The 21,344-nt window shown below is 59.9% G+C and carries 28 protein-coding genes; 2 read left to right on the forward strand and 26 right to left on the reverse strand.

Features of this window, described 5'->3' with window-relative positions; all coding sequences use genetic code 11:
• Positions 1–49: 49 nt before the first annotated feature.
• The 4 genes from F8197_RS18625 to F8197_RS18640 form a co-directional block, all read right to left on the reverse strand.
• A complete protein-coding gene (locus F8197_RS18625) occupies positions 50–3,142 on the reverse strand; it encodes an efflux RND transporter permease subunit (protein WP_152883145.1) in 3,093 nt (1,030 codons plus the stop codon).
• A 2-nt stretch (positions 3,143–3,144) separates the two neighbouring features.
• Positions 3,145–4,296: an efflux RND transporter periplasmic adaptor subunit gene (locus F8197_RS18630; RefSeq protein WP_152883146.1), complete on the reverse strand. Its 1,152-nt coding sequence runs from the start codon at positions 4,294–4,296 to the stop codon at positions 3,145–3,147.
• A 62-nt stretch (positions 4,297–4,358) separates the two neighbouring features.
• On the reverse strand, positions 4,359–5,714 hold the full coding sequence (locus F8197_RS18635; RefSeq protein ID WP_373996908.1) for an ATP-binding protein: 1,356 nt from the start codon (positions 5,712–5,714) through the stop codon (positions 4,359–4,361).
• Positions 5,711–6,439, reverse strand: coding sequence for a response regulator (locus F8197_RS18640; protein ID WP_152883147.1), 729 nt, complete (start codon positions 6,437–6,439; stop codon positions 5,711–5,713). The genes F8197_RS18635 and F8197_RS18640 overlap by 4 nt, the downstream gene beginning before the upstream one ends.
• Before the next feature lie 294 nt (positions 6,440–6,733).
• On the opposite strand from F8197_RS18640, the gene F8197_RS18645 reads away from it, so the two are divergent.
• On the forward strand, positions 6,734–7,246 hold the full coding sequence (locus F8197_RS18645) for a Spy/CpxP family protein refolding chaperone (protein WP_152883148.1): 513 nt from the start codon (positions 6,734–6,736) through the stop codon (positions 7,244–7,246).
• A gap of 48 nt (positions 7,247–7,294) precedes the next feature.
• Here the strand turns inward: F8197_RS18645 and dsbD are convergent, their stop codons facing one another.
• Positions 7,295–9,214, reverse strand: coding sequence for a protein-disulfide reductase DsbD (dsbD, locus tag F8197_RS18650; protein WP_152883149.1), 1,920 nt, complete (start codon positions 9,212–9,214; stop codon positions 7,295–7,297).
• Positions 9,215–9,359: 145 nt separating this feature from the next.
• Here dsbD and F8197_RS18655 point away from each other — a divergent pair, with 145 nt between their 5' ends.
• A complete protein-coding gene (locus F8197_RS18655; RefSeq protein ID WP_152883150.1) occupies positions 9,360–11,042 on the forward strand; it encodes a M28 family peptidase in 1,683 nt (560 codons plus the stop codon).
• 61 nt (positions 11,043–11,103) lie between these two features.
• On the opposite strand, the gene rplQ is transcribed toward F8197_RS18655, so the two are convergent.
• The 21 genes from rplQ to rplP all read right to left on the reverse strand — a co-directional run bounded on the left by rplQ (position 11,104) and on the right by rplP (position 21,343).
• Positions 11,104–11,502, reverse strand: coding sequence for a 50S ribosomal protein L17 (rplQ, locus tag F8197_RS18660; protein WP_026637580.1), 399 nt, complete (start codon positions 11,500–11,502; stop codon positions 11,104–11,106).
• Between the two features lie 125 nt (positions 11,503–11,627).
• Positions 11,628–12,605: a DNA-directed RNA polymerase subunit alpha gene (locus tag F8197_RS18665; RefSeq protein ID WP_026637581.1), complete on the reverse strand. Its 978-nt coding sequence runs from the start codon at positions 12,603–12,605 to the stop codon at positions 11,628–11,630.
• 111 nt (positions 12,606–12,716) lie between these two features.
• Positions 12,717–13,340 carry a 30S ribosomal protein S4 gene (rpsD, locus tag F8197_RS18670; RefSeq protein WP_019923474.1) on the reverse strand — a complete coding sequence of 208 codons (624 nt, stop codon included), beginning with the start codon at positions 13,338–13,340 and terminating at the stop codon, positions 12,717–12,719.
• Between the two features lie 223 nt (positions 13,341–13,563).
• A complete protein-coding gene (gene rpsK / locus F8197_RS18675; RefSeq protein WP_008444339.1) occupies positions 13,564–13,968 on the reverse strand; it encodes a 30S ribosomal protein S11 in 405 nt (134 codons plus the stop codon).
• 14 nt (positions 13,969–13,982) lie between these two features.
• Complete coding sequence (rpsM, locus tag F8197_RS18680) at positions 13,983–14,348, reverse strand: 30S ribosomal protein S13 (protein ID WP_019923475.1); 366 nt, start codon at positions 14,346–14,348, stop codon at positions 13,983–13,985.
• 27 nt (positions 14,349–14,375) lie between these two features.
• Positions 14,376–14,489 (reverse strand): 50S ribosomal protein L36, encoded by a 114-nt coding sequence (rpmJ, locus tag F8197_RS18685; RefSeq protein ID WP_005663407.1) that lies wholly within the window; start codon positions 14,487–14,489, stop codon positions 14,376–14,378.
• Between the two features lie 32 nt (positions 14,490–14,521).
• Positions 14,522–14,740: a translation initiation factor IF-1 gene (gene infA, locus F8197_RS18690; RefSeq protein ID WP_005663428.1), complete on the reverse strand. Its 219-nt coding sequence runs from the start codon at positions 14,738–14,740 to the stop codon at positions 14,522–14,524.
• Between the two features lie 18 nt (positions 14,741–14,758).
• Positions 14,759–16,093 (reverse strand): preprotein translocase subunit SecY, encoded by a 1,335-nt coding sequence (gene secY, locus F8197_RS18695; RefSeq protein ID WP_026637582.1) that lies wholly within the window; start codon positions 16,091–16,093, stop codon positions 14,759–14,761.
• Between the two features lie 33 nt (positions 16,094–16,126).
• Positions 16,127–16,558, reverse strand: coding sequence for a 50S ribosomal protein L15 (rplO, locus tag F8197_RS18700; RefSeq protein WP_008444334.1), 432 nt, complete (start codon positions 16,556–16,558; stop codon positions 16,127–16,129).
• 27 nt (positions 16,559–16,585) lie between these two features.
• Positions 16,586–16,768 (reverse strand): 50S ribosomal protein L30, encoded by a 183-nt coding sequence (gene rpmD / locus F8197_RS18705; protein ID WP_019923477.1) that lies wholly within the window; start codon positions 16,766–16,768, stop codon positions 16,586–16,588.
• A 10-nt stretch (positions 16,769–16,778) separates the two neighbouring features.
• Positions 16,779–17,297: a 30S ribosomal protein S5 gene (gene rpsE, locus F8197_RS18710; protein WP_019923478.1), complete on the reverse strand. Its 519-nt coding sequence runs from the start codon at positions 17,295–17,297 to the stop codon at positions 16,779–16,781.
• Between the two features lie 9 nt (positions 17,298–17,306).
• Positions 17,307–17,669 (reverse strand): 50S ribosomal protein L18, encoded by a 363-nt coding sequence (rplR, locus tag F8197_RS18715; protein ID WP_019923479.1) that lies wholly within the window; start codon positions 17,667–17,669, stop codon positions 17,307–17,309.
• 13 nt (positions 17,670–17,682) lie between these two features.
• On the reverse strand, positions 17,683–18,216 hold the full coding sequence (rplF, locus tag F8197_RS18720) for a 50S ribosomal protein L6 (RefSeq protein ID WP_026637583.1): 534 nt from the start codon (positions 18,214–18,216) through the stop codon (positions 17,683–17,685).
• 10 nt (positions 18,217–18,226) lie between these two features.
• The gene (rpsH, locus tag F8197_RS18725; protein WP_019923481.1) at positions 18,227–18,622 is read right to left on the reverse strand and encodes a 30S ribosomal protein S8; all 396 of its coding nucleotides are present in this window, start codon (positions 18,620–18,622) and stop codon (positions 18,227–18,229) included.
• Between the two features lie 14 nt (positions 18,623–18,636).
• A complete protein-coding gene (gene rpsN / locus F8197_RS18730; RefSeq protein WP_019923482.1) occupies positions 18,637–18,942 on the reverse strand; it encodes a 30S ribosomal protein S14 in 306 nt (101 codons plus the stop codon).
• Positions 18,943–18,948: 6 nt separating this feature from the next.
• Positions 18,949–19,488 (reverse strand): 50S ribosomal protein L5, encoded by a 540-nt coding sequence (gene rplE / locus F8197_RS18735; protein ID WP_019923483.1) that lies wholly within the window; start codon positions 19,486–19,488, stop codon positions 18,949–18,951.
• Positions 19,489–19,494: 6 nt separating this feature from the next.
• Positions 19,495–19,809 (reverse strand): 50S ribosomal protein L24, encoded by a 315-nt coding sequence (rplX, locus tag F8197_RS18740; protein WP_019923484.1) that lies wholly within the window; start codon positions 19,807–19,809, stop codon positions 19,495–19,497.
• A 10-nt stretch (positions 19,810–19,819) separates the two neighbouring features.
• The gene (gene rplN, locus F8197_RS18745) at positions 19,820–20,188 is read right to left on the reverse strand and encodes a 50S ribosomal protein L14 (RefSeq protein ID WP_019923485.1); all 369 of its coding nucleotides are present in this window, start codon (positions 20,186–20,188) and stop codon (positions 19,820–19,822) included.
• A gap of 265 nt (positions 20,189–20,453) precedes the next feature.
• The gene (rpsQ, locus tag F8197_RS18750) at positions 20,454–20,723 is read right to left on the reverse strand and encodes a 30S ribosomal protein S17 (protein ID WP_008444314.1); all 270 of its coding nucleotides are present in this window, start codon (positions 20,721–20,723) and stop codon (positions 20,454–20,456) included.
• Positions 20,720–20,911 (reverse strand): 50S ribosomal protein L29, encoded by a 192-nt coding sequence (rpmC, locus tag F8197_RS18755; RefSeq protein ID WP_056146773.1) that lies wholly within the window; start codon positions 20,909–20,911, stop codon positions 20,720–20,722. Before rpmC ends, rpsQ begins: the two co-directional genes overlap by 4 nt.
• Before the next feature lie 12 nt (positions 20,912–20,923).
• A complete protein-coding gene (gene rplP / locus F8197_RS18760) occupies positions 20,924–21,343 on the reverse strand; it encodes a 50S ribosomal protein L16 (protein ID WP_019923487.1) in 420 nt (139 codons plus the stop codon).
• Between the last annotated feature and the right edge of the window lies 1 nt (position 21,344).

Below are 21,344 nucleotides of genomic sequence, written 5' to 3' on the forward strand. Positions count from 1 at the left end.
TGTCACGCCCACCTTTGCAAAGGCCGTCAAAAAGCCGAACTAAAACGTCTTACGTAACCACAGCCCCAGCGACCGCTTCGTCGCTGAGCGGTCCCGTTCCGCTATACCGGTCCAGGTACAGATAGATCACCGGCGTAATGTACAGCGTAATCGCTTGCGAAAAGATTAATCCTCCCACCACGGCCAGGCCCAGCGGCTGGCGCAGTTCGGCGCCGGCGCCCAGGCCCAGCGCGATCGGCAATGCACCCATGATGGCCGCCAGCGTGGTCATCATGATTGGCCGGAAGCGCAGGATGCACGCCTCGCGGATGGCGTCCGCCGGTGCCCTGCCCTCGGTACGCTGCACGTGCAAGGCAAAGTCGATCATCATGATGGCGTTTTTCTTGACGATGCCGATCAGCATCAGGATGCCGATGATGGCGATCATGGTCAGGTCGAGGTTGAAGATCCACAACGTGATCAACGCCCCCACCGCTGCGGACGGCAAACCGGCCAGAATCGTCAGCGGGTGGATATAACTCTCGTACAGCACGCCGAGCAGCACGTAGATCACGCCCAGCGCCGCCAGGATCAGCACCACCTGGCTGCCCTGCGAATTCTGGAACACGGCCGCGTCGCCGCCGTAGTTGGTAATGATAGCCGGCGGCAGGCGCATGTCGATGCCCATCTGGTCAATCTTGGCGGTGGCCTTGCCCAGCGGCACGTCCGGCGCCAGGTTGAACGACAAGGTAATCGCCTGCAATTGGCCCTGGTGGTTGACCGCCGTCGGTCCCACGGTGCGCTCCACGCTGGCAAAGCTCGACAGTTTCACCAGTTGGCCGGCCTTGTTGCGCACCGAGATTTTCGTGAGCGCATTGTCGAACTGGCGGTCGGCGTCGGCCGCTTCCAGGATTACGTAATAGCTGGCCGCCGGCGAATAGATAGTCGAGACCTGCCGCTCGCCAAACGCCAGGTACAGCGCGGTGCGCACGTCGCCGAGCGCCACGCCCAGGTTGTTGGCCTTGTCGCGGTCGATCTTGAGCGATGCCTGCAGGCCACGATTCTGGGTATCGCTGGTGACGTCGCGGAAATCGGGATCGGCACGCAATTGCTCCAGGTATTTTTGCGCCCACTCGCCCAGCGCGCCGGGGCTGACCGATTGCAAGGTGTACTGGTAGCGGCTTTTAGATTGCCGTCCGCCCAGTTGCAAGTTCTGCACCGGGCTCAGATACACGGCCATGCCGGGGATCGACCTGGTGGCCTTGCGCAGGCTGTCGAGCACCTGCGGCATCTTGTCGCGCTGCCCCCGGGGCTTTAATACCAGGAACATCCGGCCCGTGTTGCCACCGCCGGTGAACGATGTCACATCCTGCACATTGGGATCGGCGCGGATCACATCGACCACGCGGTCTTGCAGCGCAAGCATGGCCGACGTCGAGATATCTTCGGAGGCCTCGGTGTTGACGCGGATTTGCCCCAGGTCTTCCTCGGGGAAAAAGCCTTTCGGGATCGCCATGTACAGCACCACCGTCAGCGCGAAGGTACCGAACGCCAGCATCAGCACCGGGAAGCGGTGGCGCAGCGCGATGTCGAGCGTGCTGGCGTAGCCGTTGCGCAGTTTGGTAAAGCCCGCCTCGAACCAGCGTCCCAGCCAGTTGCCCTGGTCGTGTTCGGGGTCGATGGTATCGGCCGGCAGCAGGCGGCTGGCCAGCATCGGCACCAGCATCAGCGACACGGCGGCCGACACCAGCACCGCCAACGCCACCACCACCGCGAATTCGTGGAACATCAGCCCGATCACGCCCGGCATGAAGAAGATCGGGATGAACACGGCCACCAGCGAGACCGAGATCGAGATAATGGTAAAGCCCATCTCCTTCGAGCCGATCAGCGCCGCCTGCAACGGCTTTTTACCGAGCTCGATATGGCGCACGATGTTTTCCAGCACCACGATGGCGTCATCGACCACCAGGCCCACGGCCAGGGTGATCCCCAGCAGCGAAATATTGTCGAGGCTGTAGCCGAACGCGTACAGCAGCGCCAGCGCACCCAGCAAGGAGATCGGCATGGTGATCGCCGGAATGAAGGTGGCGGCCGCGCGGCGCAGGAACAGGAAAATCACCAGCACCACCAGCACGATGGTCAGCAGCAAGGTCAGGTTGACGTCGTGGATCGCCTCGCGGATCGACACCGACCGGTCGTTGACCAGATTGATGTTGACCGACGCCGGCAGTTGCGACTGGAAGCGCGGCAGCAATGCACGCACGCCATCGACCACCTGCACCGTGTTGGCATCGGGCTGGCGTTGCACCAGCAGCACGATCGAGCGCTCGCCGTTGTAGCTGCCGGCCGCTTTGACCGATTGAAAACTGTCCTCGACGGTCGCCACGTCCTTCAACCGCACCGGCTCGCCGTTGCGTACCGCCACGATCAGGTCGGCAAATTCGGACGCCTTCATCAGTTGCGGATTGCCCTGGATGGTCAGGGTCTGGCTGGGGCCGTCGAGGATGCCGAGCGGGGTGTTGGCGTTGGCCGACTTGATCGCCTGCTGCAACTCTTCCAGCGTTAAATCACGGGCGTTGAGCAGGTCGGACCGGGCGCGGATGCGTACCGCATAACGCTTCTGGCCGTTGACGCTCACCTGCGCCACGCCGGGTAAGGTGGACAGGCTGGGCGCCACCAGGTTTTCGGCGTAGTCGTTGAGCTCGGCCAGGCTCAGCGACGGCGAATTCATGGTCATGAACAGCACTGGCGCGTCAGCCGGGTTGACCTTGCGGTACGACGGCAGGTCGGTCATCTCGATCGGCAACTGGCGCTGGGCGCGCAGCAAGGCGGCCTGCACATCGACTGCCGCTTCGTTGACGTTGATGCTGGTGTCAAATTCGAGCGTGAGCGACGAGTTGCCCAGCGTATTGGACGACGTGATCAGGGTCAGGCCGGCAATCGTGGAAAACTGCTTTTCCAGTGGCAGCGCCACCGACGACGCCATGGTCTCGGGCGATGCTCCCGGCAAGTCGGCCGAGACGTTGATCACCGGGGTGTTATAGCTCGGCAGCGCCGCCACCGGGATATAAAAATACGACAATACGCCGGCCAGCACCAGCGTGACCGACAGCAGCACCACCATCACCGGACGGCGGATGCACAACTCGGAAATGTTCATGCTCAGCCCTTGGTGACGGTGGCGTCAAGCGCCTTGTCGGCGGCAGCAATGCGCACCTTGCCGCCGGGCCGCAGGTTCTGCTTGCCATCGACGATCACTTTCTCGTTGCCCTTGAGGCCAGAGACGGCAGCAAACTCACCGAACGCGTGCAAGCGCTTGATGTGCACCACCTGCGCCGACTGGTCGCCATCGACCGCATACACGAAGGTGCCCTGGGTATTGTTGATGATGGCGTTTTGCGGAATCACTGTGGCGTTGGGCAACACGTGCGACACCAGTTGCGCGTTGACGTACTGGCCCGGCCACAGGCTGGTGACCTTGTTGTCGAACTCGGCTTTTACACGGATCACGCCGGCCACCGGGTCCACCGTACTGTCGATGAAGCTCAGGGCGCCAGTCAGTTCCTTGTCCGAGGTGGGTTGCGTGACGCGCACCGGCACCGCGCCGCGCTGCTGGGCTTCGAGCAGGCCGCCCAGCGCCGATTCCGGCAGGGTGAAGGCGACGTTGATCGGGTCGAGCTGGGTGACGGTCGTCAGCGACGTGCTCATCTGCACCAGGCTGCCGGCATACACATTGATCGCGCCCACCCGGCCCGACATCGGCGCGCGGATGGTGTTGTAGCTGGCGTCCACACCCACCGCGCTGGCGGCGGCCAGGTCGGCGGCCAGCACGGCGCGCGCCGCTTCGACCTGGCTTTTGAGGGTATCGACCGCGCCTTGCGCCACGTATTTTTGCGCCAGTAAATCTTCGGCGCGCTGGTACTGGCGTTCGACATCGGCCAGCGCGGCGCGGTCGCGCGCCACCTGGGCGGCTGCCTTTTCCACGTTGGCGCGGGCGCTGCGGTCGTCGAGCGAGAACATCAGTTCACCGGCCTTGACGAACTGCCCTTCCTTGATATGCACGCGCACGATGGTGCTGGTGGTTTGCGGATGCAGGTCCACGGTGCTGATCGGGGTGACGGTGCCGTTGGCCTGCAACACCACCGGCACATCGCGCCGCTGCGGCGCCACCACGCTCACCGTGGTCGGGCCTTGCGGGCCGTTGGCCTGCTTGCCGGCAGGCGCGGCGTGGTGGCCGCCATTTTGCATGTACCAGCCACTGAAGCCGAGGATGGCGGCGGTAGCCAGCAGGGTAACAATCGTCGATTTTTTCATTATTGTGAACAGTCTTTATGTTTTTTGGTATGGCTGTTATGTCTCGTACTGCGGGGTCTCCACTACAGGCGGCTGGCGTACGACTCCGGCAAGATCAATGTCACTTCCAGGCCGCCGGCGGGGTGGTTGTTGAGCGCCACGGTGGCGCCGTGCTGCTCGGCGATATTGCGGGCGATGGTGAGCCCCAGGCCGGTGCCGCCCGACTCGCGCGAACGCGACGATTCGATCCGGTAAAACGGCTCGAAGACACGCGCCATCTGGTCCTTGGCAATGCCGGGGCCACCGTCGCGGATGATCACGCGCGCCGCGCCGGTCATGCGCTCGACGGTCACGTTGGCGTAGTGGCCATACTTGACGGCGTTGTCGATCAGGTTGACCAGGCAACGGCGCATGTCGAGCGGGCGGCCCATCAGCGCCATGTTGGCGCGCCCGCGCAGTTCCACCGGCTGGCCGCTGTCGGAGGCGTCGCTGCACACGCTGTCGAGCAGCGAATCGAGGTCGAGCGCCTGCATGGTTTCGGACGCGTCCATGCTGCGCGCCAGGTCCAGGCCCTCGCGCACCATTTGCTGCATGGCCGACAGGTCGTCGATCAGGCGCTGCTGCAACTCGTCGTCGCGCACTTTTTCCAGCCGCAGGCGCAGGCGTGTGAGCGGCGTTTGCAGGTCGTGGGTGATGGCAGCGAGCATCTGCGTGCGCTGCATGATGTGCTGGCGGATGCGCGCCTGCATGGCGTTGAAGGCCGCACTGGCCTGGCGGATCTCGGCGGCGCCGCTGAGCACCACCGGCGGGTGGTTGATGTCGTTGCCCAGGTCCTTGGCAGCCTTGGCCAGCCGCTTGAGCGGACGCACGGCCATGCGCGTGACCAGGTAGGCCAGCGCCGCCACCGACAGCAGGAACGGCAGCAACGCCACGTATTCGCTCAGCGCCGTCGCTGGCACCTCGGGCGGCGGCAGGATCGACAGTTTGAGCCTGGCGCCGTCGCGCAGCGTCACGTACATCGCCTCGCAGGCGCCACCCCACTGGCTCGGTGCAAAGATGGAACGCTGGCGGGGCTGGGCGCACTCGGCCGGCTGGTCGGCCAGCGGCAGCAATTGCACGCCCTTGGCCAGGCGCTGCTGCAAGGTGGTGGAAAATGCGGTTGCTGCCCTGGTCGCCGCCGGCGCCTCGGCCATGCGTTCGAGCTTGATGGTGCCGCGCTCGGCCATCCGCAAATAGGTCGGACGCGATTCGCTGGCCAGGGCATCGGCCGTGGTAATGAGTTGCTCGGCGCGCTCCATGGCGTGGAAGTCGCGGTAGCGCTCGAACGACCGGGTGCGCTCGCCCACCGACAGCCATTGCGTGAGCGCCGCCGAGGCTATCATCCCCAGCAACAGCACCAGGAACACGCGGCCGGTCATCGAGCCGAAAAAATCTTTCACGCGTGCGGCTCCACCGTGACCTGGCCGGCCAGCACGTAGCCGCCATTGCGCACGGTCTTGATGATCTGCGGTACGCGGGCATCCTCGCCGAGCTTCTGGCGCAGGCGGCTGATCTGGATGTCGATCGAACGGTCGAACGGATCGGCATCGCGCCCTTGCGTGAGGTTGAGCAGCTGGTCGCGGTTGAGCACGCGATTCGGATGCTCGAGGAACACTTTCAGCAAGCGGAACTCGGCGCCCGACAACATGATCACCAGGCCGTCCGGGTTGAGCAGGTGGCGCGCGGTCAGGTCCAGGGTCCAGTTGGAAAAGCGCATTTGCTGCGCCTTCTCGGCGCCGCTGCCGGTGGGCATGGCGTTACTGCGGCGCAGGACGCTGCGGATGCGCGCCAGCAGCTCGCGCGGTTCGAACGGCTTGGGCAGGTAATCGTCGGCGCCCATCTCCAGTCCGAGAATGCGGTCGAGCGGCTCGGCGCGCGCGGTCAGCATGATCACCGGCAGCGTCGATTGCGCGCGCAGCTTGCGACACAGGGTCAGGCCGTCGTCGCCGGGCAAATTCAGGTCGAGCACCACCAGGTCGGGCTTGGACTCGTCGAGCAGCTTCCACATGGCGGTACCGTCGGCAGCGCACAGCGCCCGGTAACTGTTCGACTCGAGGTAGTCGGCCAGCAGGGTGCGGATGTCGCGATCGTCGTCAACGATCAAAATAGTCGATGTAGGTTCCATGGACGCCATTATCCCCAGTTCATGCGCGCGCTACCAATGACCAATTGTATCGGCTTGTATATGTGCTAAAGAGCGCCTAACAAAGCCTTCAGAGCAAGGCGCAGCGACGAAGACAGTACGAATGTACGGCGAGGAGCTGCAACGCGGCTATGGAGGTTTTGTTAGGCGCTCTGGGTCACATCTGGATACAAATGCGGTGGTGAGAGAAACGTCCTGGCAATCTTTGGGGGCGAAGATGGTCTCAAGCGCAGAAACAACGCTGCGCTACTCCCCACCAAGACGAAAGGAACGACCATGAACATCATTCGCAAAAGCATCCTCATCGGTTTTACGGTACTGGGCATGGCAGCCGCACAAGCACAGGACGTCGCGCCGCAGAACAAGCCTCAGCACAGCCAGAAAGCCACGCCGGAGCAGCGCCAGGCCAAGATGGAAGAGATGTACGCCAAGCGCCAGGCCCGCCTGCACGATCAGCTGAAACTGACGGCGCAACAGGAGTCGGCCTGGGCCGCGTACCAGTCGGCGGTCAAGCCGGCGCCACGTACCGCCGAGCGTCCGCCGCGCGGCGAATTCGCCAAGCTGTCCTCGCCTGAACGTTTGAGCAAGATGATCGAAAAGACCAAGCTGCGTGAAGGCCAGATGCAGCAGCGGCTGACCGCGCTGACTGCGTTCTACAACCAGCTGACGCCGGAACAGAAAGCCGCGTTCGACCAGCACAGCATGCGCGGCAAGCATGGCGGCTGGGGCGGTCATCGCGGCCAGCGCGGTCACGGTGGCCAGCATGGCCCGGACATGAAGCGCGGCTAAGCGCGTCGGTCAGCATTGCCAAGGTTCCCCGCGCTGGCGGGGAACCGCTTATTTCAAGCGCTCCAGCGACTGCGAAAACTTCGCTGCGTTCTGGTAGCCGATCACGCGCGATCCGGCAATCTCCTGCCCCTGTGCATCGAACAGGATAATCCCCGGCGGCCCGAACAGGCCGAAGCGCTTGAGCATGGCCTTGTCGTCCGCATCATTGGCTGTCACATCGACCTGCAGCAACAAGGTATTGGCCAGCCTGGCCTGCACCGCTGGATCGACAAAGGTCAGCTTTTCCATCTCCTTGCACGACACGCACCAGTCCGCATAAAAATCGAGCATCACGGTCTTGCCACCGGTCTGCGCCAGGATGGCGTCGAGCTGGGCCACGGTCTTGATGCGCTGGAAGGTCAAATGCCGATCCTGCGCGCCGGTCACGTGCGCCAGCGGCGCCAGCGGATCGCGCCCGCCGGTCACCATGCCGCCCAGTTGCACCAAGCCCAGTGCCACGGCCACCACGCCCAGCGCCTTGGCCGGCCACTTGCCGCTATTGAGAAGCAAGTACATGCCGTAGCCAACGAATAGCGCCGCCCAGCCCATCATCTGCACCACCGGCGGCAACACCGGCGACACCAGCCACAAGGCCATCGCCAGCATCAGCACGCCAAAGAAGCGCTTGACCGCATCCATCCACTTGCCCGCCTTGGGCAGCAGCGCCCCGGCCGAGGCGCCGACCAGGATCAGCGGCACGCTCATGCCCACCGCCATCGCAAACAGCGCGCTGCCGCCGATGAAGACGTCGCGCGTCTGGCTGATGTACACCAGCGCGGCGGCCAGCGGCGCGGCCACGCACGGTCCGACGATCAGCGCCGAAATCGCGCCCATCACGAACACGCCGGCCAGCTTGCCCGACGACTGCTGGTTCGAGACCGAACTGAGTTTCGATTGCAGCGCCGCCGGCACCTGCAGCTCGTAGTAGCCGAACATCGACAGCGACAGCAGCACCATCAGCACACCGAAGCTGCCCAGCACCCACGGATTTTGCAGCGCGGCCGACAGGCCCTCGCCGGCCAGGCCCGCCGCTACGCCCAGCGCCGTATAGACGATGGCCATACCGAGCGCATACGTGACCGACAACAGCAGGCCGCGCTTGCGATTGCTGCGGTCGCCCTCGCCCACGATGATCGACGACAGGATCGGCACCATCGGCAACACGCACGGCGTAAACGACAGGCCCAGGCCCAGCAGCGCGAACAGCGGCAGGATCACCAGCAGGCTGCCGGTCTTGAGCGCCGCTTCCAGGCGGCCGCTGTCGCTCGCTGGCGCGGCCGGTGCGGTGGCGGTCGCTGCGGCGGGCGCCGGTGGCGGAACGATGTCTTCCGCAGTCGGTGGCGCAATCGGATAAATGGTCACGCCCGGGCTGACGGCAGCTGGCTTGCCTTCGCCGATGACGGGTGCTTTGGCTGCTGTGGGCGATGCCGATGCCAGGATAGCCGCTGCGGCAGCGGTTGCTGCTGGTGCGGGGGCCTTGCCGGCAGCGCCCGGCAGCGGTACCGAACCGCTGCCCGTCAATGGCGCAGTGTAGTCCTGCGGCGAATAGCACAACCCTTTTTCGGAGCAACCCTGGCCGCTCACCTGCAAGGTGAACGGGCCGTTCACGTCCACGGGAATCGTGATGGTCACGCTCTTGCGGTAGGTTTCGACGTCTTTCTCGAACGTCGGATCGTAATGGACCTTGCCGGCCGGGATGGCCGGCGTACCCAGCCTGGCGCCGGTGGCGCTGAATTTGAACGGCTCGCGGTACATATAGTAGCCATCGGCGATCTGGAAACTGACCGCGACGGTATGGCCATCGACCATGCTGGCGGAAAACCGGAATGCCTTGGCCGGTTCGAGGAAATCCTGGGCGCGGACGGAGCCGCAGAACAAAAGCAACGCCAGCGGCAACAGCGCGGCAAAAAATCGGACGAGACGTGACATGAATACTTTCTCTGAAGACGGAAGTCAAAGCACAGGCATAGTACACCGAGCATGCAATGTCCGCCCGTGCCACGGCAGGCCAACACCGGGCACAGCGGTGGATTTTTATGCGACACTCGGCTTTTACCTTCCGGGAGTTTGCACGATGTCATCACCACGTCCCCTGCTGTTTTCAGCTGCCGCCGTTACCCTGGCCTTCGCCACCATCCCGGCGTCCGCCCAAGCACCCGCCCGGGACCAGGCACCAGCGGCGGCGCTGGCCACCATCTCGGCCGACGACCTGGTGCGCCACATCAAGGTACTGGCTTCGGACGAGTTCGAAGGCCGCGCGCCCGGCTCCAATGGCGAAACCAAGACCGTTGCCTACCTGACGCAGGAATTCAAAAAGCTCGGACTCAAGCCGGGCAATCCCGACGGGACCTGGGTGCAGGCAGTGCCGCTGCGCGGCCAGATGCCGAAGCCGACGTTGAGCTACACCATCGCCGGCAAAACCGTGGCGCTCGACTTTCCCGAGCAATTCGTCGCCCATTCCACCAGCGCGCCCGACCAGGTGACCGTGGACAACTCCGACCTGGTCTTCGTGGGCTACGGCGTGCAGGCGCCCGAGTTCGGCTGGGACGACTACAAGGGCATGGACGTCCGCGGCAAGACGCTGCTGATGCTGATTAACGACCCGGCCGTGCCCGACCCGAACAATCCGGCCGAGCTCGATCCAGCCATGTTCCGCGGCAAGGCCATGACCTATTACGGCCGCTGGACCTACAAGTACGAGATTGCCGCCAAGCTCGGCGCCAAGGCCGCGCTGATCATCCACGAAACCAGGCCGGCAGCTTACCCGTGGGACGTGGTACGCAGCGGCGGCAACGGCGAGCAGTTCAGCCTGATGCGTACAGGTAATGACCCGGATGCGCCGGCCGTACCCGGCTGGATCCAGCTCGACCAGGCCAAGGCCATGCTGGCCGCCGCCGGCTACGACTTCGACGCCCTCAAAAAGCAGGCAGTCACAAAAGACTTCCGCCCGGTCAGCCTGAAGGGCACGGCCAGCTTCAAGGTGGCCAACACTTCGCGCACCATCGCCTCGCAAAACGTGGTGGCGCTGATCGAAGGCAGCGATCCCAAGCTGAAAGATGAACTGGTGGTGTACAGCGCCCACTGGGACCACCTGGGCATCGACGAACGCCTGCCGGGCCCGCGCAGCAAGCAGATCTACCACGGCGCGCTCGACAATGCTTCCGGCACCGCTGCCCTGCTGTCGCTGGCCAAGGCCTACCAGGCACTGCCAACGCCACCGAAGCGCTCGATCCTGTTCCTGGCCACCACGGCCGAGGAACGCGGCCTGCTGGGCGCCAAGTACTACGCCAGCCACCCGCTGTACCCGCTCAAGAAAACCGTTGCCAACATCAACATCGACGGCATCAATGCCTGGGGCAAGACCGCGCAGATCGAAAACGTCACGTCGGGCCATTCGAGCATCGATGCGCTGCTGCTCAAACATGCGCAATCCCAGGGCAGGAACATGGCCAACGACTCGCGCCCCGAACTGGGCAGCTTCTACCGCGCCGACCAGCTGGAATTCGCCCGCGTGGGCGTACCGGTGCTCTACACCAAGGCGCGCAGCGGCTACCTGAACAAGCCGGACGACTACGCTGCAAAAGTCGTCGATCACTATTTCGGCAAGGACTACCACCAGGTTACCGACGACGTGCGCACCGACTGGGACTTCAGCGGCGGCGTGCAGGACATCGGTCTGCTGTTCCAGGTCGGCCTCGACATCGCCCAGGGCGTTACCCCCACCTGGAACGCCACGTCCGAATTCAAACCGAAATAACGGACGAAAAAAAAGCCAGGCAGAGCCTGGCTTTTTCGTAACGCGGTACTAACCGGGAAGATTACTCTTCGGCGGTTGGTGCTGCATCGATGTCGGTCGCTTCTGGACGGTCCAGCAGCTCAACGTAAGCCATTGGAGCGTTGTCGCCAACGCGGAAACCCATTTTCAGGATGCGCAGGTAGCCGCCGTTGCGGTTAGCGTAACGTGGGCCCAGTTCCGAGAACAGTTTGCCAACGATTTCGCGGTCACGCAGACGGGAGAATGCCAGACGCTTGTTGGCCAGGGTGTCTACCTTGCCCAGGGTCAGGATAGGCTCGACAACGCGGCGCAGTTCCTTGGCTTTTGGCAGGGTGGTTTTGATGGCTTCATGACGCAGCAGGGAAACGGTCATGTTGCGCAGCATTGCCAGACGGTGGGACGAGGTACGATTGAGCTTACGGAGGCCGTGACGGTGACGCATGGTACTTCCTTTCAGGTGTTTAAATCCGAGTTCTTCGATCGCTCAACATGAGCGCGGACCGGTTCAAATGATTGACGCCGCGAACAACGCGTTCGCGGCGGGTACTACGGGTACAACAAAAGCGATTACTTTTCCAGGCCGGCAGGCGGCCAGTTTTCCAGCTTCATGCCCAGGGTCAGGCCGCGCGAGGCAAGAACTTCCTTGATCTCGTTGAGCGACTTGCGGCCCAGGTTTGGCGTCTTCAGCAGCTCGTTTTCCGAACGCTGGATCAGGTCGCCAATGTAGTAGATGTTTTCTGCTTTCAGGCAGTTGGCCGAACGCACGGTCAGTTCCAGATCGTCCACTGGACGCAGCAGGATCGGATCGACCAGCGGTGCGCGCGATGGCGCTTCGGCAGCAGCTTCGGTGCCTTCCAGGGCAGCGAACACGTTCAGTTGATCGACCAGCACGCGGGCCGATTGACGGATCGCTTCTTCCGGCGAAATCACGCCGTTGGTTTCGATGTTGATGATCAGCTTGTCCAGGTCGGTACGCTGTTCAACGCGAGCGGACTCGACGAAGTACGATACGCGACGCACTGGCGAAAACGATGCATCGAGAATGATGCGACCGATGGTCTTGTTGGTGTCTTCCGACAGGCGACGGACGTTACCTGGAACATAGCCACGGCCTTTTTCGACCTTGATCTGCATGTCCAGCTTGCCGCCGGCGGTCAGATGGGCAATCACGTGGTCCGGGTTGATCAGTTCCACGTCGTGTGGCAGATCGATATCCGAAGCCAGAACGGCGCCTTCGCCTTCTTTTTTCAGGGTCAGGGTAACGGAGTCACGGTTGTGCACCTTGAAGACAACACCCTTCAGGTTCAGCAACAGGTCTACAACGTCTTCCTGTACGCCGTCGAGCGACGAGTACTCGTGCACGACGCCGGCGATCGTTACTTCGGTTGGCGCGTAGCCGACCATCGACGACAGCAGTACGCGACGCAGCGCATTACCCAACGTATGGCCATAGCCGCGTTCGAACGGCTCCATCACGACTTTCGCGTGGCCGGCGCCGAGCGCCTCTACATCGATAATACGTGGCTTCAACAAACTGTTTTGCATGTACATGTCCTTTTCAATACCCTCGGCGCGTTAGGCCGATAAGGCTGATGGCATCAGTGAAAACGCCCACTCGAGTGAGTGGGCGGGTTTTGGTACTACTTTGACGAGCTATTAACGCGAGTACAGCTCGACGATCAGCGATTCGTTGACGTCGTTAGCGATTTCGTTACGCTCTGGCAGGGACTTGAAGGTGCCTTCCATTTTTTTCGAGTCAACCGAAACCCAGGCTGGCATGCCGACTTGTTCAGCCAGCGACAGCGCTTCAACGATACGTACTTGCTTTTTCGATTTTTCACGAACAGCAATGACGTCGCCAACTTTCACGGCGTACGAAGCGATGTTGACCACTTGGCCGTTCACGGTGAACGCTTTGTGCGATACCAGCTGACGCGCTTCAGCGCGGGTCGAGCCGAAGCCCATGCGGTATGCAACGTTGTCCAGGCGGGTTTCCAGCAGCTTCAGCAGGGTTTCACCGGTGTTGCCTTTGCGGCGGTCGGCTTCTGCGAAGTAGCGACGGAACTGACGTTCCAGAACGCCGTACATACGTTTGACTTTTTGCTTTTCGCGCAGTTGGTTGCCGTAGTCCGAGGTGCGGGCACCCGACTTGACACCGTGCTGGCCTGGCTTAACGTCCAGTTTGCACTTGCTGTCCAGCGAGCGACGTGCGCTCTTCAGGAACAGGTCAGTACCTTCACGGCGGGAGAGTTTTGCTTTTGGTCCGATATAACGTGCCACGATGCTTCCTTTGTTTTAAATAATGACGCCCCAGCCACGCAGCAAAAGGGCTGCCTGGTTAGGCGCTAGTCTGTGCCGCGAGGGGCCAGACGTGGCTAAAGTCTGCCAGCCTTGCGACATGACAGACGACAATAGCCGGGCAGTATAACCGTTTCCGGTCATCTGCTCCAGCGATTTGTTCAATTGCTGCGAAAGGCGGAGCAAGCTCCGCCGTCCGAAACAATTAGATACGACGACGCTTAGGTGGACGGCAGCCGTTGTGTGGCACTGGGGTAACGTCCTGGATCTCGGTGATCTTGATGCCCAGGTTGTTCAGTGCGCGCACTGCGGACTCGCGACCAGGACCTGGGCCCTTGATACGCACTTCCAGGTTCTTCACGCCGCATTCCACTGCCACTTTACCAGCCGCTTCAGCCGCAACCTGCGCTGCGAACGGGGTCGATTTACGCGAACCCTTGAAGCCAGCGCCACCGGAGGTAGCCCACGACAGAGCATTGCCCTGACGGTCGGTAATGGTGATGATGGTGTTGTTGAAGGAAGCGTGAACGTGTGCGATACCTTCTGCAACGTTCTTCTTGACCTTCTTGCGCACGCGGGCTGCTGCTGCGCTGCTTTGTTGCTTAGCCATGTGATTTCCCTAGATTATTTCTTGAGCGATTGAGCGGCTTTGCGCGGGCCCTTGCGGGTACGTGCATTGGTGCGGGTACGCTGACCGCGGACCGGCAGGCCCTTACGGTGACGCATACCGCGGTAGCAACCCAGATCCATCAAACGCTTGATGTTCATGGACAGTTCGCGACGCAGATCGCCTTCGACGATGAATTTTGCTACTTCATCGCGCAGCTTTTCCAGTTCGCTGTCGTCCAGGTCTTTGACCTTTTTGTCGGTCGCAATACCCGTCGCGGCGCAGATGAACTTTGCGCGCGGGCGGCCAACACCGTAGATGGCCGTCAGGCCGATAACGGTGTGCTGATGATTTGGGATATTAACCCCTGCAATACGTGCCATTCGTTATTCCTCGATAAATAACGGTTATTAACCTTGACGCTGCTTGTGACGTGGTTCGACGCAGATTACGCGAACAACGCCCTTGCGCTTGATGATCTTGCAGTTGCGGCAGATCCGCTTAACTGAGGCGTTAACTTTCATTATGAACTCTCTTCTAAAAGGTTCGATTAAATTTACTTGGTCCGGAACACGATGCGGGCACGGGACAGGTCGTAAGGTGTCAGCTCTACCGTCACCTTGTCGCCAGGGAGGATGCGGATATAGTTCATCCGCATTTTACCCGAAATATGTCCGAGCACCACGTGTCCGTTTTCCAGTTTCACTCGAAATGTTGCATTCGGGAGATTCTCAAGAATCTCGCCTTGCATCTGTATGACGTCGTCTTTTGCCATTCGGTATGTTTACCGCGCTTATCGCGTCGGAATTCCGCCCTTGAAGTTTGCTTTGCGCAGCAGCGATTCATATTGCTGCGACATCACGTAGTTTTGTACTTGCGCCATGAAATCCATGGTAACAACCACAATAATCAACAGAGAAGTACCGCCAAAATAGAAAGGTACTTTCCACTCAGCGACCATGAATTCCGGCAGCAAGCACACCAAAGTGATGTAAATGGCGCCAGCCAGTGTCAGTCGTGTCAGGATCTTGTCGATGTAACGGGCAGTCTGCTCACCGGGACGAATCCCTGGCACAAAGGCCCCGCTCTTCTTCAAGTTATCTGCTGTTTCCTTGCTGTTGAAAACCAGCGCGGTGTAAAAGAAGCAGAAGAACACGATGGCCACCGCGTACAACAGTGCGTGGATGGGCTCGCCTGGCCCCATCGATGCAGCCAAATCTTTCAGGAACCGGACCACCGGGTTGGTGGTGTCAGCGCCTGTCGTGAACCAGCCCACGATCGTTGCCGGGAACAAGATAATCGACGAAGCGAAGATCGGTGGGATCACGCCGGCCATGTTCAACTTCAATGGCAGGTGCGACGTTTGTCCACCGTAAATCTTGTTACCCACCTGGCGTTTCGCATAGTTCACCAGAATCTTGCGTTGGCCACGTTCCACAAATACCACGAAGAACGTTACCGCCACTACCAGGATCATGATGATGATCGCCGAGAAAGCACCAATCGATCCGTTCGACACCGAGGAGCCCAAGCCACCCAGCGCGCCCGGCAAACCGGCTGCGATACCTGCGAAAATGATGATCGAGATGCCATTACCTAAGCCACGCTCGGTAATTTGCTCGCCCAACCACATCACGAACATGGTTCCGGTCAACAGCGTTACGACCGTTACGAAACGGAATGCGTAACCAGGATCGAGCACCAGACCTTGTTGCGACTCCAGAGCGACGGCAATGCCGAGGGCCTGGAACGTAGCCAGAACAACCGTGAAATAACGGGTGTACTGGGTGATCTTGCGACGGCCTGCTTCGCCTTCCTTCTTGAGCGCTTCCATCTGCGGCGAGACGATCGACACCAACTGCATGATGATCGAGGCCGAGATGTACGGCGTGATACCCAGCGCAAACACCGTAAAGCGCGCAAGAGCGCCACCACTGAACATGTTCAACATGCCCAGGATGCCGCCCTCTTGCGACTTGAACAGTGCGGCCAGCTGTACCGGATCAATCCCGGGGACCGGGATGTGAGCACCGATACGATATACCACCAATGCGCCAAGCAAGAACCAGAGCCGGCCCCAAGGGAACCCGGCTGCAGCGCTTTTTGCAAGTTGTGGATTAGTCGCCAATTTTCGCTCCGATCAAGCTGTTTAGCGGCAAGCTCAGGCTACCGAGCCGCCAGCTGCTTCGATGGCTGCTTTCGCGCCAGCGGTCACTTTCAGGCCTTTGAGGTTCACCGCTTTGGTGATCTCGCCGGACAGGATGACGCGCACGTCGCGTGCCAGCACGCTGAGAACGCCAGCTTGCTTCAGCACCAGGATGTCGACATCGCCAACAGCCAGGTTGTTCAGGTCGGACAAACGCACTTCAGCTTTGAAGGTGGCGTTGAGCGACTTGAAACCGCGCTTAGGCAGACGGCGTTGCAGAGGCATCTGACCGCCTTCGAAACCGACTTTGTGGAAGCCGCCCGAACGCGATTTTTGACCCTTGTGACCACGGCCCGAGGTTTTGCCCAGACCGGAGCCGATACCGCGGCCGACGCGACGCTTGTAGTGCTTGGCGCCGTCGGCTGGTTGAATGGTATTCAGTTCCATGATTTCTCCGTGTGTAAGCCTCGCGGCTTACCCAACTACTTTAACGAGGTACGAGACTTTATTGATCATGCCGCGCACGGATGGGGTGTCTTGCAGCTCGGAGACCGAGTTTACACGACGCAGGCCCAGGCCGCGTACGGTGGCACGGTGATCTTCACGCGTACCGATCAAGCCCTTGACCAGTTGTACTTTGACAGTTTTGTTAGTCATATCGTTCACCTTAGCCCAGGATCTCTTCAACCGACTTGCCGCGCTTGGCAGCGATATCGGAAGCAGTCGTCATTTTTGCCAGACCGTCGAGGGTCGCACGCACCAGATTGTAAGGGTTGCTCGAGCCGGTGGATTTCGCCACGACGTCGGTCACGCCCATTACTTCGAAGATAGCGCGCATGGCGCCACCAGCGATCACGCCGGTACCTGGTTTCGCCGGGATCATCATTACTTTCGATGCGCCATGACGACCGTGTACGGTGTGATGCAGGGTGCCGTTTTTCAACGGTACTTTGATCAGGTTGCGACGGGCTTCTTCCATTGCCTTCTGCACACCCACTGGTACTTCTTTCGACTTGCCTTTACCCATGCCGATGCGGCCATCGCCGTCACCAACCACGGTCAGCGCGGCGAAACCCATGATACGACCACCCTTGACCACTTTGGTCACGCGGTTGATCGCGATCATTTTTTCGCGCATGCCGTCATCCGGCTTGTCGCTTGCCATTTTTGCTTGCATTTTTGCCATGATCGCTCCTTAGAACTTCAGACCGGCTTCACGCGCGGCTTCAGCCAGCGCCTTCACACGGCCATGGAAACGGAAACCGGAACGGTCGAAGGCGACTTCGGTGATTCCTGCTTTCAGTGCTTTTTCTGCGACACGCTTGCCCACCAGTGCGGCAGCAGCGGCGTTACCGCCCTTGCCCGATTGGCCAGCCAGTTCAGCGCGTACTTCCGCTTCCAGGGTCGAGGCCGAAACCAATACTTTGGCTTCCGGGCTGATCAGGCTTGCGTAGATGTGCAGGTTAGTGCGGTGCACCGACAGGCGGTTCACTTTCTGCTGCGCAATCTTGATCCGGGTTTGACGTCCGCGACGCAGACGAGATTCTTTTTTATCCATCGTCAGCCCCTAATTACTTCTTCTTGGTTTCTTTAAGCTTAACCACTTCGTCCGAATAACGGACGCCCTTGCCTTTGTAAGGCTCAGGAGCGCGGTAAGCGCGAACTTCGGCAGCCACTTGGCCCACTTTTTGACGGTCGATGCCTTTGATGACGATCTCGGTCGGAGTGGCGGTAACAACCGTTACGCCTTCTGGCATGGCATGCACGACAGGGTGCGAGAAACCAAGCGACAGGTTCAGCTTGTCGCCCTGGGCTTGAGCTTTGTAGCCCACGCCGATCAGGTTCAGTTTTTTCTCGAAGCCTTTGGTGACGCCATTGACCATGTTGTTGACCAGTGCGCGCAGCGTACCGGACATGGCGTTGGCTTCACGGCTGTCGTTTGCTGGCTCAAAGCTCAGCGTGCCGTCGTTGTTTTGTACTTTTACCAGGCCGTTCAGGTTCTGGGTCAGGACGCCCAGGGGGCCCTTGACGGTGATCGCTTGTGCGGAGATGGCGACATCAGCGCCAGCTGGCACAGCGATTGGCATTTTAGCTACACGGGACATGTGTTACTCCTTAAGCGACGTAGCAAATAACTTCGCCGCCGACACCGGTAGCGCGTGCTTTGCGATCGGTCATGACGCCTTGCGGAGTCGACACGATGGCCACACCCAGACCGTTCATCACCGTTGGGATCTCGTCTTTGCCTTTGTAGACGCGCAGGCCCGGACGGGATACGCGCTCCAAGCGCTCGATGACGGGACGACCGACATAATATTTCAAACCGATTTTCAGTTCCGCTTTGCCACCATCTTCGGCAACTGCGAAATCTTCAATGTAACCCTCGTCCTTGAGGACGTTGGCAATCGCTACTTTGACTTTCGACGATGGCATGGCCACGGTCGTTTTTTGAACGCCTTGGGCGTTGCGAATGCGGGTCAGCATATCGGCGATAGGATCGCTCATACTCATTGCATATTCTCCTATTACCAGCTAGCTTTAGTCATACCCGGAATTTCACCACGCATGGCGAATTCACGGAGCTTGATACGGCCCAGACCGAATTTACGGAAGGTGCCGCGTGGACGACCGGTGACGGCGCAGCGGTTACGCTGGCGGGTCGGAGCCGAGTTACGTGGCAGGGTCTGCAGTTTCAGACGCGCTTCGTAACGTTCTTCTTCCGATTTCGACTGGTCATCGATGATGGCCTTGAGCGAGGCGCGCTTGGCGGCGAATTTGTTCGCCAGTGCCACGCGTTTCGCTTCACGGTTAATCAGTGCGAGTTTTGCCATGATCTCTTAGTTCCTGAACGGGAATTTGAAGGCGGCGAGCAGAGCTTTCGCTTCGTCGTCGGTCTTAGCGGTGGTGGTGATCGAAATGTTCATACCACGCAGCGCATCGATCTTGTCGTACTCGATTTCCGGGAAGATGATCTGCTCTTTCACGCCGATGTTGTAGTTACCACGGCCATCGAACGAACGGCCATTCACACCGCGGAAGTCACGCACGCGTGGCAGAGCCACGGTGATGAAACGATCCAGGAACTCGTACATGCGAGCGCCACGCAGTGTAACCATGGTACCGATCGGATAGCCTTCACGGATTTTGAAGCCCGCGATTGCTTTGCGCGACTTGGTGGTCACTGGCTTCTGGCCAGCGATCTTGGTCAGATCGCCAACAGCGTGCTCAAGGACTTTCTTGTCCGCGATTGCCTCACCAACACCCATGTTCAGGGTGATCTTGGTCAGACGGGGAACTTCCATCACCGACTTGTAACCGAATTTTTCGGTCAGGTCAGCGACGACTTTTTCTTTATAGAACTCTTGGAGACGTGCCATGATTTCTTAAGCCTTCACTACTTCGCCGGTCGATTTGAAGACGCGGACTTTTTTGCCGTCGACATCTTTGAAACCTACGCGGTCTGCCTTGCCACTAGCTGCATTGAACAATGCAACGTTGGACACGTGAATCGGCATAGTCTTGTCGACGATACCACCTTGTACGCCAGTCATCGGGTTCGGCTTGGTCGCTTTTTTAGCAACGTTGACGCCTTCAACCACTACGTGTTCTGCGTCTACGCGACGCGAAACGACACCGCGTTTGCCCTTGTCTTTACCGGCCAGAACGATGACTTCGTCGTTTTTACGAATCTTATCCATTGCTGACTCCTTACAGTACTTCAGGTGCCAGGGACACGATCTTCATGAACTTTTCAGTGCGCAGCTCGCGCGTCACTGGTCCGAAGATACGGGTACCGATCGGTTCCAGCTTGGCGTTCAACAGAACGGCGGCATTGCCGTCGAACTTCACCAGGGAACCGTCTTGGCGGCGAACACCTTTAGCGGTGCGCACAACCACGGCGTTATAAATTTCACCTTTTTTGACACGACCACGTGGCGCAGCAACCTTAACGGTTACTTTGATCACGTCGCCAATGCCAGCATAACGGCGCTTGGAGCCACCCAATACCTTGATGCACAAAACTTCTTTTGCACCGGTATTGTCGGCAACTTCGAGCCGGCTTTCAGTTTGAATCATAGTATTCTCTTTCCCAACTTAAGCCGAAGAATCCACACAATGCGGACCTGCGGTCAGTCTTGGTCCCGCCAATGCGCTCAAGCAGAGCTCATTGTTTGGGTGCTTGACCTTCGTACTGCTACTGACCGCACGGTTCAGCGTCTGTGGCCAGACACTTTGCGGCGTTACATGAACGAAGCCCGCAAGTATTACATACCTTTTGCGGGCTTGCAAGAACTAATTGAAAAGCGCCGCCGAAACCACAGTTCCGGCGGCGATGTCTCAATTAAACGATTTGCGCGGCTTGCACCACGCGAGTTACGGTCCATGCCTTCGTTTTGGAGATCGGACGACCTTCCACGATTTCCACCGTGTCACCGGCTTTCACCTGGTTGGTCTCGTCGTGCGCGTGATACTTGTTCGAGCGCACGATGATCTTGCCGTACAAAGGATGTTTCACGTGACGTTCGATCAGAACGGTAACGGTTTTGTCCATTTTGTCGGACACCACTTTACCGATCAGGGTGCGCTTGAGCGACTTTACTGGTTCGGTCATTTGGCTTCCTTGGTGTTCATTACCGTTTTTACGCGTGCGATATCGCGACGTACCTTCTTGAGCTGCGAAGTATTGCTCAGCTGCTGCGTAGCGATTTGCATACGCAGGCCGAACTGGGCCTTCAACAGGTCATTCAGCTCTTTTTGCAGAGCTGCCTGGTCTTTGCCGCGGAGTTCAGATGCTTTCATATTTCACTCCTGTTATTGGCCGACTTGACGGACCACGAAAGTGGTCGCCAGTGGCAGTTTGGCAGCGGCCAGGCGGAATGCTTCGCGCGCCAGTTCTTCTGCGACGCCGTCCATTTCGTACAGGACTTTGCCCGGACGGATTTCAGCGACGTAGTACTCTGGATTACCTTTACCGTTACCCATACGAACTTCAGCTGGCTTGTTCGAAATCGGCTTGTCCGGGAAAACGCGGATCCAGATACGACCGCCACGTTTGATGTGACGGGTCATGGCGCGACGAGCGGCTTCGATCTGGCGTGCCGTGATACGACCACGGGCAACTGCTTTCAGACCGAACTCACCGAACGACACCGAAGTGCCGGTGCCATGCGAAATGCCGGTGTTACGGCCTTTCTGCTCTTTACGATACTTTCTGCGTGCTGGTTGCAGCATG

The organism is Duganella sp. FT27W (genome assembly GCF_009295655.1).
GTDB classification, from domain to species: Bacteria; Pseudomonadota; Gammaproteobacteria; order Burkholderiales; family Burkholderiaceae_D; genus Rugamonas; species Rugamonas zoogloeoides.